Below are 12,500 nucleotides of genomic sequence, written 5' to 3' on the forward strand. Positions count from 1 at the left end.
TGTGTTGAGAAAAAAAGTATATCTACTAATTTTGATAGAGAAGAAGCAATAATTCTTTGTGAGGAGAGGTTAAATTTATAGTAATTGATTAAGTATTGAAAATTGTCCTTACACGTATATAAAACTTTTAAGTTTAATAATAACAAAAATTATAAGAGGAATAATTTTTATGACTAAAGTCGGCGAACATATAACTTTAGACATTATTGGCACCACTCGAGAGTATGACCCCTCAGTCTACGAAAGTGTTATTCATCAAATTGCAAAAGCTGCCGATGTTACAATTCTAGAGATTTCCAAATATAAATTTAAACCACAGGGTTTCACTATACTTGCTTTATTAGCCGAAAGTCACATCAGCTTTCATACGTTTCCAGAAAAAGGAATTATTAGTTTTGATTTTTTTACCTGTGGAAAAATTAGCCCTTCTATTGCACTTGATATTGTTAAAAAAGAATTCAAACATAAAAGAATTGTTAAAAAAGAATTTAATAGAGACACGAAATCTTTGTACCATGACATTTATAGTTCGCCTGGCTTACAAAAATCATATGTAGTGAATGAAGTTTTGGAAGATTTTAAATCAAAAGTTGGACAACACATTGAAATATTAGATTTAGAACAATTTGGTAAGTCACTTTTTATAGATAACGAAATTCAAGTCGCAACCAATGATGAAGTTTTATATAGCTCAACATTTGTTAATGCTGCTTTAAAGTTAAACAAAAATTTAGGCACTGCTGCAATTATTGGTGGTGGTGATGGTGGTGTTGCTAGAGAATGTATCTCTCAAGGCTTTGATTTTATTGATTGGTACGAACTAGATCCAGAAGTGGTTGAAGTTTGCAATAAACATCTTGGAAGCATTAGCAATAAATCTACAGAAAAAAACTCAGTCAAATGCGTTTGGGGCGATGCATTTGAAAGTATAAAATCTGTCGAAGATGATAAATACGATAAAATTTTTGTGGATCTAAATGATGATCAGTTTTGTATAGATCTTGCAGCAAAAAATATGGACATTTTAATTAGAATATTAAAACCAAGTGGAGTAATAACTGCACAAGTTGGTAGCCAAGACAAAAAACCAGAGCAGGTTGAAAAATGGCTAGATGTATTCAACAAGAACTTTGGTAATACAACTTTGGATAGGGTTTATATTCCAAGTTTTGACTGTTCTTGGAACTTTTCTTCTTCAATTAATCACTAAAATTTTCTTTTTAAATTATTAAATTTGTGAAATAAATCCTACATAAATCTATGGAGGAAAAAATGAATATATTTAAAAAAACAATTTTAACTGTTCTTGCTTCTTTATTGTTAATTGGAAATGCTTATTCTGATACAATAAAAATTGGAACAGAAGGTGCTTACCCTCCTTGGAACTCTAAGGATGCATCAGGCAATCTTATTGGTTTTGAGGTTGAATTAGCTCAAGAACTTTGTGCAATTATGGAACGTGAATGTACAATTGTTGAGCAAGATTGGGATGGAATGATTCCAGCTTTATTAATGAGAAAGTTTGATGCGATCATGGCAGGAATGTCAATTACTGCTGAAAGACAAAAAACAATTACTTTTTCACAAGGTTATGCGGATGAAGTTGCAGCCCTTGCGGTAATGAAAGGTTCAAGTTTAGAGAGCATGGATACACCAGAAGGTATTAATTTAACTTTAGGTGGAAGTGCTGTTAAAAAAACTCTTAAGACTTTAACTGCTGCACTTGCTGGAAAAACTGTTTGTACACAAACTGGAACTATTCACCAAAACTTTTTAGAATCTGGTGATGTGGGTAAAGTAAATGTTAGAACTTACAAAACTCAAGATGAAGTAAATTTAGACTTAACTTCTGGTAGATGTGATGTTGCATTAGCAGCAGCAGTTGCATTCACTGATTATGCGGACAAATCAGGAAAACCAGTAGTATTAGTTGGACCTACTTTTTCAGGTGGTGCTTTTGGTAATGGTGTTGGTGTTGGAATTAGACAAGGTGGAGATGATGCAATCGGTACAAGAGATGCAAAACTTCTTAAAGATTTCAACAAAGCAATTAACACTGCTAGAAAACAAGGAATCATCAGCAAATTAGCGATCAAGCATTTTGGCTTTGACGCTTCTATGTAAATAATATTTTGAAAAGGCGACTATTTATTTAGTCGCCCTTTCGATATGGATCTTTTATCATTCGGAAAAACAGGCTGGGGAGACGAGTTGTTTTATGCAACTCTAATGACAATAGCAGTAGCAGTTACTGCAATGTTAATTGGTTTTTTATTTTCATTAATTTTTACACCTCTAAAATTATCAAATAACAAAATTTTAAATTTTATTGGAAATATTTACACAACAGTAATAAGGGGAGTACCAGAATTACTTGTAATTTACCTTTTATTTTTTGGTGGTAGTGGAGCCATAATGTATGTTGCATCAATATTTGGCTATTATGAATATATAGAAATTAATGCATTTATTACTGGATCAGTTGCAATTGGTATTATTTCAGGGGCATACTCAACAGAGGTTTTTAGAGGTGCCATTCAATCAATTGATAAAGGTCAATTTGAAGCTTGTAAGGTTTTAGGTTTTAAAAAATATATTTATTTTTTAAAAGTAATTTTACCTCAAGTGTTAAGACTAGCCATTCCAAATTTAAGTAATGTTTGGCAAATTACTTTAAAAGACACATCATTAATATCAGTTACTGGTTTAGTAGAAATCATGAGACAATCTTATATTGCGGCAGGTTCAACAAGAGATCCATTATTCTTTTATTCTTTTGCTGCAGTTTTATATTTAATGTTAACCTTTATAAGCATGAAGTTAATAAATCGACTTGAAGTTAAATACAGTAGGGGCTTTTAATGGATTTAGATTTAATGCTTACTAGTCTACCAAAACTACTTAGCGCTGCTTTGGTTACTTTAAAATTGCTATCAATTTCATTAATTATTGGTTTATTTATTGGATTTATATTTGCAGTTTTAAGACTTAATAAAAATCCATTCATTAATAAATTTGCCTATGGCTATTCTTATTTATTTAGAGGAACACCATTATTGGTTCAAATATTTATAATTTATTTTGGTCTTGGACAAATAGAGTGGCTTAGAGAAACTTTTCTCTGGGTTATATTAAAGGAACCCTATTGGTGCGCAATTATTGCATTCGCTCTAAATACGGGCGCTTATACTTCTGAAATATTAAGATCTGCTTTTGAAACAATAAAACCTGGAATAATAGAAGCGGGTAAAAGCCTTGGGATAACAAACAAAATAATTTTATATAAAATTCAAATTCCAGTCGCGATCAGACAATCGCTACCAGCTTATGGAAATGAAATTATATTAATGATGAAAGGAACATCACTTGCTAGCACTGTAACCCTAATGGATATTACTGGTGTTGCTAAACACATTGTCTCAACGACTTATAAACCCTTGGAGGTATTTCTTTTAGCAGGTGGAATTTATCTATTTATGACTTTTATCATTCATAACTTGATAAAGTATTTAGAAAAAAAATATAGCTTTCAATAAGACGTATATTCTTTAATTTCTTTTATTTTAGAGCCTGTATGATTATTCATCTCTAATTTTATTTTAGCACGATCATCATTTAAAAAATGAACATCTCTTGAAAGTTTAATAAAGTTTTCAGTAAAATCTGAATTTTTTTCACACAATCTTTTATCATCTTCAATAACCCATAATTTTGCATTAATATCTTTTAGTGAGTTAAAAAGTGTATTGAGCTTTTCATCAGATTTAACATTGTTATTCAATTGATCTTTTAAAATACTGTGTTCAGCATTAATAAATTTTAATTTTTCAGGATCTTTAATTTTTTCTTGTTTAATCTCTAAAATAGAAATTTTATCTAAAAGTTCACCCACAGATACTTCAACTAGAATTTTATTCATAAAAATTTATACTATGTTAAGTTGTTAGAAATATGTCTAATATTTTAGTTATCAAACATGGTTCTTTAGGAGATATAGCCCAAGCAAGTGGGGCAATTCAAGATATTTCTGAAAATCATCCAGAGGATCAAATTCATTTATTAACAACAAAACCTTATTTTGAATTATTTAAAAAAAATCCATTTGTACATAATGTTATTTTAGACAAACGTAAATCAAGATTTAATTTAATTTATCTATATATGTTAATGGGAAACTTGAAAAAGAAGAATTTTAAAAAGGTTTATGATTTGCAAAACTCATCTAGAACAAAATTTTATAAAAATATTTTATTTCCAAAAGCAAATTTTAATATTTGGTCTAGTTCAGAGACTACCTTACCAAGTAATATTTTAAAAGAGGAGTTTGATAAAGATCCAGTTTTGAATAGATTTGATCATCAACTTAAAACTTCCGGAATTAAAACTGAACACACTATGAAACCAGACTTTAATTGGGCTGTAACTAATATTGATAATATTAAACAAGAATTTAATTTAGATAAATATGTTGTTTTATTTCCATTTTGTTCAGCGCATCTAACCCATAAAAAGTGGCCCCATTACAATGAGCTAATAGAGTTAATTAAAAATAAATATAAAAATCAAATTAAAGCTATTGTGGCACCTGGACCCTCTGAAATCGATGATGCAAAAAACATTAATGCTGTTTCAATTTTAGATAAAGGTAAAGCTTTAGATATTTCTCAACTTGCAAGTTTGATTAAAGAAAGCTCATTTGTTGTTGCAAATGATACAGGACCTGCTCATATGACTGCTCATCTTGGAGTAAAAGGTTTGACTTTATTTGGTAAACATACAACAGCTTTTAAAGTTAGTATTGAGCGAGAAAACTTTAAAGCAATACAAGTTGAAGATTTAAATAAATTAAGTGCAGAAAAAGTTTTAGAAAAAATATTAATTTAATTTCTTACCAATAATTTTCAATATTATAGGAACAGTGAAGAGTATCATTAGTAATCTAATAATATGATGAAATGCCACAAAGTTAGGGTCTAAATCAAAAGCTATTGCTATTACAGCTACCTCATAAATTCCTCCAGGAGAAAAAGATAAAAGTAGAGTTAAGAAATTGGTATCAACAAAATATGTTGCAACAATTGCAGCTAATAATCCAAGAGCTACAAGTATTACAGTTGCAACTAAACTATGAAATGAATTACCTGCAACTTCTTTTAATGATTTATCTGCAAAACGACAACCAACGGAGGCACCCAAGATAAGCAAACAAAAATTTATACTTTCATCTGGTAGTTTATAGGAAGCAACTTCAGTTATTTGCAAAATTCCACTTGCAACTAATGTCCCAGATAATAATGCAGCAGGCACACCAATTTTATCAAATAAGAAAATTAATAATATCGATCCTATTAAGAGAATTAAAAGATGAAAATGGTTTTGATCAAGATAATTAAATTTTTCAATTGTTAGTGCTTCATTTGTTGAATAGTTAACAACAAAAAAGGGAATGACAGTTATTATTATAATTAATCTAATTAAATGTGATGTAGCAACTTGCGATAAGTCAGATTTTTCATGTTCAGCCAGTATCATTAACGGACCTAATGCACCCGGTGCTGCTGAAAAAATAGAAGTTTTGACATTATAGCCTGAAAATTTTTGTAAATATTTTGAAACAATTAAAATACTTATTAGAATATAGACAAACATTATTATTGAAGTCCACACCCATTCAGTCATTTGATTGATTAAATTTTGATCGATATAATTTCCAATATGAAGACCAAGAACTATTAAAATTGAACTTAAAGCTAGTTTTGGCATTCTAATTTTCAATCCACTTAATGCTACAATTGAAACTGCAAGCATAGGGCCAAGCATCCATGCTAATGGAATATTAAAATAATCAGCTACAATTGCACTTGGGATTGAAATTAAAATGACTAATAAAAATTTTTTAGAAAATAATTCTTTAATGTTAGAGGAATTAAATTGAATAGAAGAATTTTTCATTAACAAATATTCTTTTATCACTTACCTTTAAAAAGATAACAGAAAAGAAATTCTCTTAATTAGGGATAGTTATTTTTTTTATTATTGAAATAACAAAGCGAATAGTTGCTAATTTATTAAATAAATAAAATCAACTTTAAGTTGTATGTCGTTCAAAAACTTGCATTCATAACTATAGTATAATTAACTGCAACTATTAAAAACAAACAATAGAGGAATATAATGAAAAACATTAAAAAATTAGTTTCAGTATTATTCTCAGCAATTCTATTATTCTCTGCAACAGCAACAAATTCAATCGCAATGGATAAAATCCATTTCGTGATTGGTGGTGGTGCTGGTGGTGGATGGGATGGAACTGCTAGAGGTACTGGAGAAGCTTTAACAAAATCAGGAATGTTAAAAAGTGCATCATTTGAAAATATGTCAGGTGGTGGTGGTGGAAAAGCTTTAGCTTACATGATTAACACTCAACCTAAAAATACGGTTTTAGTACAATCTACACCGCTAGTTTTAAGATCTATTACTAGACACGAAGGTTATGTTACAGGATCTGGAGTTTTATCTTATAAAGATGTTACACCGATTGCTGGTGTAATTGGTGACTACGGTGCGATTGCAGTTGCAAAAAACTCACCTTACAAAAACTTTAAAGATGTAGTTGATGCATACAAAAAGAATCCAAGCTCTATCAAAATGGCTGGTGGATCAGTAAGAGGAAGTATGGACCATTTAATTGGTGCTTTAGCTTTCCAAGCTGCTGGTGCTAATCCAAATGATGTTGCTTACATTCCTTATGATGCTGGTGGAAAAGCGTTAGCTGGACTTTTATCTGGAGAAACTCAAATTATCTCTACAGGTTTAGGTGAACTTATGGGTGCAAGAGACCAAGTTAGAATTATTGGTATCACTGCTCCTTCAAGAGTAGCTGATGCACCGGATGCACCAACTCTAAAAGAGCAAGGTTATGATGTTCAGTTCGTAAACTGGAGAGGATTTTTTGGACCTCCTAATATGAGCAATAAAGATAAAAAAGCTTTATCTAAAATGTTAGGTAAAGTTATGAAAACTCCTGAATGGGAAGCTGTTAGAAAAAGAAATGCTTGGGTTAATATTTATAACTCAGATAAGGATTTTGTTAAATTCTTAGAAAAGCAAACTGTAGAAATGACAGCTCTTATGAAGAAATTGGGAGTTATATAATCCTTTAGGATTATTTAAAAATTAGAGCAGTGAATATAAATACTACTAAAATTATATCACTGCTCTTTTTTATTTTCTCAGCATTCTATTTATATATCGCATATCAAATTCAAGTTTTTTCATTTGATGAAAATGCACCTTTTAATGCCAGAACATTTCCAATTTATTTAGGTTATGCAGGTTTATTTTTTTCTGGTTTAAAAATTATTTTACCAGAGCGTAATACAATTAAAGTCGATCATAATAGTTTAGAGTACAAGAAAACGGCTATACTTGTGATCATAGCAATTATTTATGGAGCAACTATATTAAAAGTAGGTTATTTTTTAACAACCTCTTTATTTCTAGCGTCTTCTTATTATGCGTTAGGTGAGAGAAGGTGGAAGTTAATATTTTTACTCTCTTTCCCTTTTGTGGGTGCTTTTATGTACCTTTTACATGGAGTTCTTGAAATTTATTTAAGGGATCCATTTTTAAAACTAATTGGAGTTATGGGATGATCGAAGGAATTTTAATTGGTTTAAAAACAGCTCTTACATTTCAAAACATATTTATGGTCATGATTGGTTGTTTTTTTGGAACCATCATTGGAATGTTACCTGGCCTTGGACCAATGACGGCAATTGCATTAATGATACCTATTACTTATGGTTTTGATCCAGCTACTGGATTAATTTTAATGGCAGGTGTCTATTATGGTGCAGTATTTGGTGGATCAACTTCATCAATTTTATTAAATGCTCCAGGTGTTCCTGGAACTGTTGCAACATCATTTGATGGATATCCAATGGCTCAACAAGGTAAAGCTGGAAAAGCTTTAGCGATTGCTGCTTGGAGTTCTTTTGCAGGAGGAACTCTTGCTTCAATTTATTTATTATTTCTTGCACCAAGCTTATCTAAAGTAAGCTTATCTTTTAGGTCACCAGATTATTTTGCTTTAATGATTTTAGGTTTAACAGCAATTGCAGCCTTTTCATCAAAGGGACAATTTTTAAAAGCAATGATGATGGTTGTTTTAGGCTTAATGTTAGCGTCAGTTGGTCAAGATAGTCTTTCTGATATTACAAGGTTTACTTTTAATAACATGAATTTATCTGATGGGATAAGTTTCGTTTTAATTGTTATGGCAACTTTTGCAATGAGTGAAGCCTTAACAATTATTTTAAAACGAAATGATCCATCTGTTGTTGCTAAACAAGTTTCATTAACTGAACTTGGTTCAATTAAGATTAACAAAGAAGAGAGAGGTAAAATGTTAAAAACTATTCCTCGAAACTCAGTTCTTGGTTTTTTAATTGGAGTTTTACCAGGAGCTGGTGCAACTATTGCATCATTTCTAGCCTATGGAATGGAGAGAAATTTTGTTAGTGATGAAGAAAAAGAAAAATTTGGTAAAGGAAGCGTTCATGGTTTAACCGCACCAGAAACTGCAAATAATGCAGCATGTTCTGGAGCTTTTGTTCCATTATTAACTTTAGGAATACCTGGAAGTGGAACTACTGCGGTAATGCTTGGTGCTTTATTGGGATTTGGAATTCAACCAGGACCTAGACTTTATATAACCAATCCTGAAATTTTTTGGTCAGTTATTATGTCGATGTATATTGGAATGGTAGTGTTACTTATTCTAAACTTGCCTTTAATACCTTACATAGCAAGAATACTTGCGGTACCTAAAAACTATTTAATTCCACTTATTTTATTTTTTTCAATTACCGGAATTTACGTAATGTCATTTAATAATTTTGACATTTATTTAATGATTGGAATTGCTGTTGTTGCAACTTTTATGCGCTTATATGATTTTCCAATGCCACCACTCATATTAGCCTTTGTCCTTGGTGGATTAATGGAGGAAAATTTAAGAAGATCTTTATTAATAAGTGATGGTTCTTGGACTTTTTTATGGGACAGACCTCTTACTGCTATAATAATAGGAATAACAATTCTAATTGTTGGTTGGCAAATTTATAAAACAATTAAAATTAAAATGATCTAGTTTAGAATTTTTTTATATTCTTCAATAATTGTACTCCACTTAAACTTAGTAGAATTTTCTTTGGCAGCTTTTCCAAATTCGTGAAATTTATTATTTTGTAACATTAAATTAATTGATGAATAAACTTCATCTAATTTATTGCCATCACAGATTAAACCCGTTTTTTCATGTTCAATTGCATCTGCTGCACCACCATCTTTTCCTCCAAGAGAAGGCAATCCATATTGAGCCGCTTCAACATAAGCAATACCAAATCCTTCAACAGATTTTTTATAAACAACTGAAGGCATGACAAAAATATCTGATTTAGCAACTAATGCATTTTTTAATTCATTAGAGATATCTCTAAAAAACATCACTTGAGGCTGAAGGCCGAGTTCTGCTACTAATTTTTTAATATTTTCTTCCTCATCTCCATAGCCTACACAAATATAGACAATACCTGGATAGATTTGTTTTAAATTTCGAAGAGCCATGATTACTTTTTCATGATTTTTTCTTTTATCAAATCTTGATACAGTAATAAGCCTAGGAGACTTATGTTTTAATAAGTTCTCCACTTTGTCTAAAGTTTTTTTATCTAATTCTTCAACTGGATCAACGCCAGGATTAATAACTATAATTTTATCTTGCTTAATTCCCAATGAAATAGCTAAATTTTTAGTATACTCAGAATTAGCAACAATCGTTTCAACATTATTTAAAACTTGTAATACTCTTTTATTAAGAGAAGTATCTTTTTCATGATTAATCTCTTTGCCATGGATTAAACAAATCTTTTTTTTATTTGTTTTAAGATGTTCTAGACTTTTCCAATGATCAGCAATTATACCGTCAACCTTATTTTCTCTAATAAATTCATTAATAAGTTGAGCTTTTCTAAATTTTCTTAGAAGTTTTATTCCACCAACTCGTTCTATTGAAAAAGATACCTCTTCATCAAAAAAATTATGATTTTCATAGTAATCAGCAAAAACTTTTATCATGTGATGTTTTGAAAGTTCATTTGCTAAACCCCACATTAAGTTTTGCATACCACCCACTTCTGGAGGAAATGTTTTTGTAACAATTAAATACATTAATTATCTAACCATTTAATACCGCAGCCTATACTTGGAATTTGTTTTTCTGGACCTTTACCTGTTTCAGCTATTTGCTTCATTGCTACAAATAAATCACTATCACCAGCCCTTACTGGTTTTAAATTTTCTAACTCTCTTATTCTACCTCTATATTGTAATTCTAGGTTATGGTTAAATCCAAAAAAGTCAGGGGTACAAACAGCATCATAACTTTTTGCAACTTTTTGACTTTCATCAAAAAGATATGGAAAATTAAATTGATGTATCTTTGCAAATTCAATCATATTTTCAAAACTATCTTCAGGGTAATTAATCGTGTCATTAGCAGAAATAGCTACTGCTTTTATTCCAAGTTTTTCTAATTTTTTACAGTCATCAACAATGTCTTTAATGACAGCCTTTACATAGGGGCAGTGGTTACAAATAAACATTATTAAGGTCCCAGCATCACCCTTAATATCACTTAAAGAAATAAGCTTATGGTCGGTAGACTTTAGTTTAAAATCTTTAGCGTTTGTTCCAAAATCACATATTGGTGTTTTTAGTGGAGGCATGATAAACATTATATAGTTATGTTTTACGATTTGGAAAATAAAAAAATTAAAAATGTAGGTGAAAATTGGGTAGCTCCCAACGCATCAATTATTGGTGATGTTACTTTAGAAAAAAATACCAGTATTTGGTTTAATGCAACTTTAAGAGGGGATATTGAAAACATTTATGTTGGTGAAGGATCAAATATTCAAGATGGAAGCGTACTTCATACTGATCCAGGTTTTCCTTTAAAAATAGGTAAAGATGTAACTATTGGTCATTTAGTTATGCTTCATGGATGCACCATTGAAGACAATTCTTTAATAGGAATTGGTGCTGTCATTTTAAATGGAGCAAAAATTGGAAAAAATTGCATCATAGGAGCTAATGCTTTGATCACAGAAAACAAAGTCATTCCTGACAATTCTCTAGTGATTGGATCCCCTGGTAAAATTGTAAGACAAGTCTCAACAGAAGAGGCAAAAACAATTACTGAAAATGCAATTCATTACCAAGATAATTGGAAAAAATATTCTAAATCAGTATTTTAAAACTCAAAATAGGTTTTTGTTTATTAGACATTTGAGTTTTAAATAGTTAACTTATATTGGGTTTTTTATAATTTATGAAAAAAATATTTTTAATTTTAATTGTAATTTTATTTTCATCATCTGCTTTTGCAGATCATGATAAATACAAATGCTCTAAAAAAGAATCTATTTTATATGGTGCAGATAAAGTTTTAAAAGATGGGGAGATAATCGCATTGCCTTCTTACACAACAATGGGTTTGTATAACGTTTTAAATGAAAAGTATTTGTTGAACCCAGTAACTGTAACAGGATATTTAGCTTTTCCAAAAGGTACCAATAAAGCTCCTGTAGTGATTATGACTCATGGAAGTGGAGGTGCTGGATCATTATTTACTAATCCTTATTATGTTAAAGCGCGTAAAAATCTTCTGGAGGCTGGGATTGGAGTAATGTTGATTGATAGCTTTTGTAATAGAGGCACAAAAGATACATGGAGAGATCAATCTAAGGCGACGATGGTTAGTCAAGCAATAGATACTATGATGGCTTATCAATTTATAAAATCTCATCCAAGATCAAATGGAAAAATTGGAACTAATGGTCACTCAAGAGGTGGTACGAATTCTTTACTTGTTGCAGATGTAAAATTTACATCAAAATTTTTAGAGGGATCAAATGGATTTGATGCAATACTTCCAGAGGCTGCAGAGTGCAGAATGGCTGGATTGTTTAAAAATGCTGAACTTACAAAGAATACAAAAATGCTTTATGTCCACGGTGAAGATGACGATTTAACTTTAGCAAAGCCATGTGAAGAATATGTTAAAAATATTCTGGCTAAAGAAGGACAAATTGAAATTGATATTAAATCAGGCTGGGGTCATGATTGGCATTCACCATATAAACCTCAAAAAGTTAAGGCAATGGTTATGCCTACATGTCCTGCAAATTACGTTGATGATAATGGTGTTGTTATGGGCAAACTTGCTGACCTAGGTTTAAATAAGTATAAACTTTTTAATAGTTGGGAGGAGTACGGTGAAGCTGCTGCCACAGAACCTAAAAAAACTTTTAAAAAAATGTTTAAAATTTTAAAAGGTGAAAAATGTTTAAAAAGAGGAGCTCATGTTGGAGGAAATCATGGTGATGAATATATGCCTCAATTTATAAATTTTTTTAAGAAAAATCTCTTATAAG

General features: G+C 30.5%; 14 protein-coding genes. 10 read left to right on the forward strand and 4 right to left on the reverse strand.

Annotated features, from left to right (window positions below):
- The first annotated feature begins 169 nt into the window (after positions 1 to 169).
- From speD to AC5SLL_RS01975, 4 genes are all read left to right on the forward strand, one after another.
- The gene (gene speD, locus AC5SLL_RS01960; RefSeq protein ID WP_494586869.1) at positions 170 to 1,210 is read left to right on the forward strand and encodes an adenosylmethionine decarboxylase; all 1,041 of its coding nucleotides are present in this window, start codon (positions 170 to 172) and stop codon (positions 1,208 to 1,210) included.
- Between the two features lie 62 nt (positions 1,211 to 1,272).
- On the forward strand, positions 1,273 to 2,124 hold the full coding sequence (locus tag AC5SLL_RS01965) for a transporter substrate-binding domain-containing protein (RefSeq protein ID WP_494586870.1): 852 nt from the start codon (positions 1,273 to 1,275) through the stop codon (positions 2,122 to 2,124).
- Between the two features lie 45 nt (positions 2,125 to 2,169).
- Complete coding sequence (locus AC5SLL_RS01970; RefSeq protein ID WP_494573527.1) at positions 2,170 to 2,862, forward strand: ABC transporter permease; 693 nt, start codon at positions 2,170 to 2,172, stop codon at positions 2,860 to 2,862.
- Positions 2,862 to 3,536, forward strand: a complete 675-nt coding sequence (locus AC5SLL_RS01975) for an ABC transporter permease (protein WP_494573528.1) — start codon at positions 2,862 to 2,864, stop codon at positions 3,534 to 3,536. The genes AC5SLL_RS01970 and AC5SLL_RS01975 overlap by 1 nt, the downstream gene beginning before the upstream one ends.
- Here the strand turns inward: AC5SLL_RS01975 and AC5SLL_RS01980 are convergent.
- Positions 3,530 to 3,919 (reverse strand): DUF6165 family protein, encoded by a 390-nt coding sequence (locus tag AC5SLL_RS01980; protein ID WP_494586871.1) that lies wholly within the window; start codon positions 3,917 to 3,919, stop codon positions 3,530 to 3,532. The genes AC5SLL_RS01975 and AC5SLL_RS01980 overlap by 7 nt on opposite strands.
- A gap of 32 nt (positions 3,920 to 3,951) precedes the next feature.
- On the opposite strand from AC5SLL_RS01980, the gene AC5SLL_RS01985 reads away from it, so the two are divergent.
- On the forward strand, positions 3,952 to 4,884 hold the full coding sequence (locus AC5SLL_RS01985) for a glycosyltransferase family 9 protein (RefSeq protein ID WP_494586872.1): 933 nt from the start codon (positions 3,952 to 3,954) through the stop codon (positions 4,882 to 4,884).
- Here the strand turns inward: AC5SLL_RS01985 and AC5SLL_RS01990 are convergent.
- Entirely contained in the window at positions 4,876 to 5,952 is a 1,077-nt protein-coding gene (locus AC5SLL_RS01990; RefSeq protein ID WP_494586873.1) for an AbrB family transcriptional regulator, read from the reverse strand. The genes AC5SLL_RS01985 and AC5SLL_RS01990 overlap by 9 nt on opposite strands.
- 222 nt (positions 5,953 to 6,174) lie before the next feature.
- On the opposite strand from AC5SLL_RS01990, the gene AC5SLL_RS01995 reads away from it, so the two are divergent.
- From AC5SLL_RS01995 to AC5SLL_RS02005, 3 genes are read left to right on the forward strand one after another with little or no spacing between them, the layout of a single operon-like run.
- Complete coding sequence (locus AC5SLL_RS01995) at positions 6,175 to 7,155, forward strand: tripartite tricarboxylate transporter substrate binding protein (RefSeq protein ID WP_494577177.1); 981 nt, start codon at positions 6,175 to 6,177, stop codon at positions 7,153 to 7,155.
- A gap of 29 nt (positions 7,156 to 7,184) precedes the next feature.
- Positions 7,185 to 7,655, forward strand: a complete 471-nt coding sequence (locus AC5SLL_RS02000; RefSeq protein ID WP_494586874.1) for a tripartite tricarboxylate transporter TctB family protein — start codon at positions 7,185 to 7,187, stop codon at positions 7,653 to 7,655.
- Entirely contained in the window at positions 7,652 to 9,154 is a 1,503-nt protein-coding gene (locus tag AC5SLL_RS02005) for a tripartite tricarboxylate transporter permease (RefSeq protein ID WP_494586875.1), read from the forward strand. Before AC5SLL_RS02000 ends, AC5SLL_RS02005 begins: the two co-directional genes overlap by 4 nt.
- On the opposite strand, the gene AC5SLL_RS02010 is transcribed toward AC5SLL_RS02005, so the two are convergent.
- Positions 9,151 to 10,233 carry a glycosyltransferase family 4 protein gene (locus AC5SLL_RS02010; RefSeq protein ID WP_494586876.1) on the reverse strand — a complete coding sequence of 361 codons (1,083 nt, stop codon included), beginning with the start codon at positions 10,231 to 10,233 and terminating at the stop codon, positions 9,151 to 9,153. The genes AC5SLL_RS02005 and AC5SLL_RS02010 overlap by 4 nt on opposite strands.
- The gene (locus tag AC5SLL_RS02015) at positions 10,233 to 10,790 is read right to left on the reverse strand and encodes a thioredoxin family protein (protein ID WP_494586877.1); all 558 of its coding nucleotides are present in this window, start codon (positions 10,788 to 10,790) and stop codon (positions 10,233 to 10,235) included. Before AC5SLL_RS02015 ends, AC5SLL_RS02010 begins: the two co-directional genes overlap by 1 nt.
- Positions 10,791 to 10,808: 18 nt before the next feature.
- On the opposite strand from AC5SLL_RS02015, the gene AC5SLL_RS02020 reads away from it, so the two are divergent.
- On the forward strand, positions 10,809 to 11,321 hold the full coding sequence (locus AC5SLL_RS02020; protein WP_494586878.1) for a gamma carbonic anhydrase family protein: 513 nt from the start codon (positions 10,809 to 10,811) through the stop codon (positions 11,319 to 11,321).
- Positions 11,322 to 11,395: 74 nt separating this feature from the next.
- Positions 11,396 to 12,499: a dienelactone hydrolase family protein gene (locus AC5SLL_RS02025; RefSeq protein ID WP_494578546.1), complete on the forward strand. Its 1,104-nt coding sequence runs from the start codon at positions 11,396 to 11,398 to the stop codon at positions 12,497 to 12,499.
- Position 12,500: the final 1 nt, after the last annotated feature.

It is taken from the genome of Candidatus Pelagibacter sp. PS_43, from assembly GCF_059417795.1.

Excerpts from the sequence above, each read along its gene's own strand:
- AC5SLL_RS01980 (WP_494586871.1), bottom strand. The coding sequence starts at position 3,919 with ATGAATAAAATTCTAGTTGAAGTATCTGTGGGTGAACTTTTAGATAAA.
- AC5SLL_RS01995 (WP_494577177.1), top strand. The coding sequence starts at position 6,175 with ATGAAAAACATTAAAAAATTAGTTTCAGTATTATTCTCAGCAATTCTA.
- speD (WP_494586869.1), top strand. The coding sequence starts at position 170 with ATGACTAAAGTCGGCGAACATATAACTTTAGACATTATTGGCACCACT.
- AC5SLL_RS02025 (WP_494578546.1), top strand. The coding sequence starts at position 11,396 with ATGAAAAAAATATTTTTAATTTTAATTGTAATTTTATTTTCATCATCT.
- AC5SLL_RS01985 (WP_494586872.1), top strand. The coding sequence starts at position 3,952 with ATGTCTAATATTTTAGTTATCAAACATGGTTCTTTAGGAGATATAGCC.
- AC5SLL_RS02020 (WP_494586878.1), top strand. The coding sequence starts at position 10,809 with ATGTTTTACGATTTGGAAAATAAAAAAATTAAAAATGTAGGTGAAAAT.
- AC5SLL_RS02005 (WP_494586875.1), top strand. The coding sequence starts at position 7,652 with ATGATCGAAGGAATTTTAATTGGTTTAAAAACAGCTCTTACATTTCAA.
- AC5SLL_RS01970 (WP_494573527.1), top strand. The coding sequence starts at position 2,170 with ATGGATCTTTTATCATTCGGAAAAACAGGCTGGGGAGACGAGTTGTTT.
- AC5SLL_RS01990 (WP_494586873.1), bottom strand. The coding sequence starts at position 5,952 with ATGAAAAATTCTTCTATTCAATTTAATTCCTCTAACATTAAAGAATTA.
- AC5SLL_RS02015 (WP_494586877.1), bottom strand. The coding sequence starts at position 10,790 with ATGCCTCCACTAAAAACACCAATATGTGATTTTGGAACAAACGCTAAA.
- AC5SLL_RS01965 (WP_494586870.1), top strand. The coding sequence starts at position 1,273 with ATGAATATATTTAAAAAAACAATTTTAACTGTTCTTGCTTCTTTATTG.
- AC5SLL_RS01975 (WP_494573528.1), top strand. The coding sequence starts at position 2,862 with ATGGATTTAGATTTAATGCTTACTAGTCTACCAAAACTACTTAGCGCT.
- AC5SLL_RS02010 (WP_494586876.1), bottom strand. The coding sequence starts at position 10,233 with ATGTATTTAATTGTTACAAAAACATTTCCTCCAGAAGTGGGTGGTATG.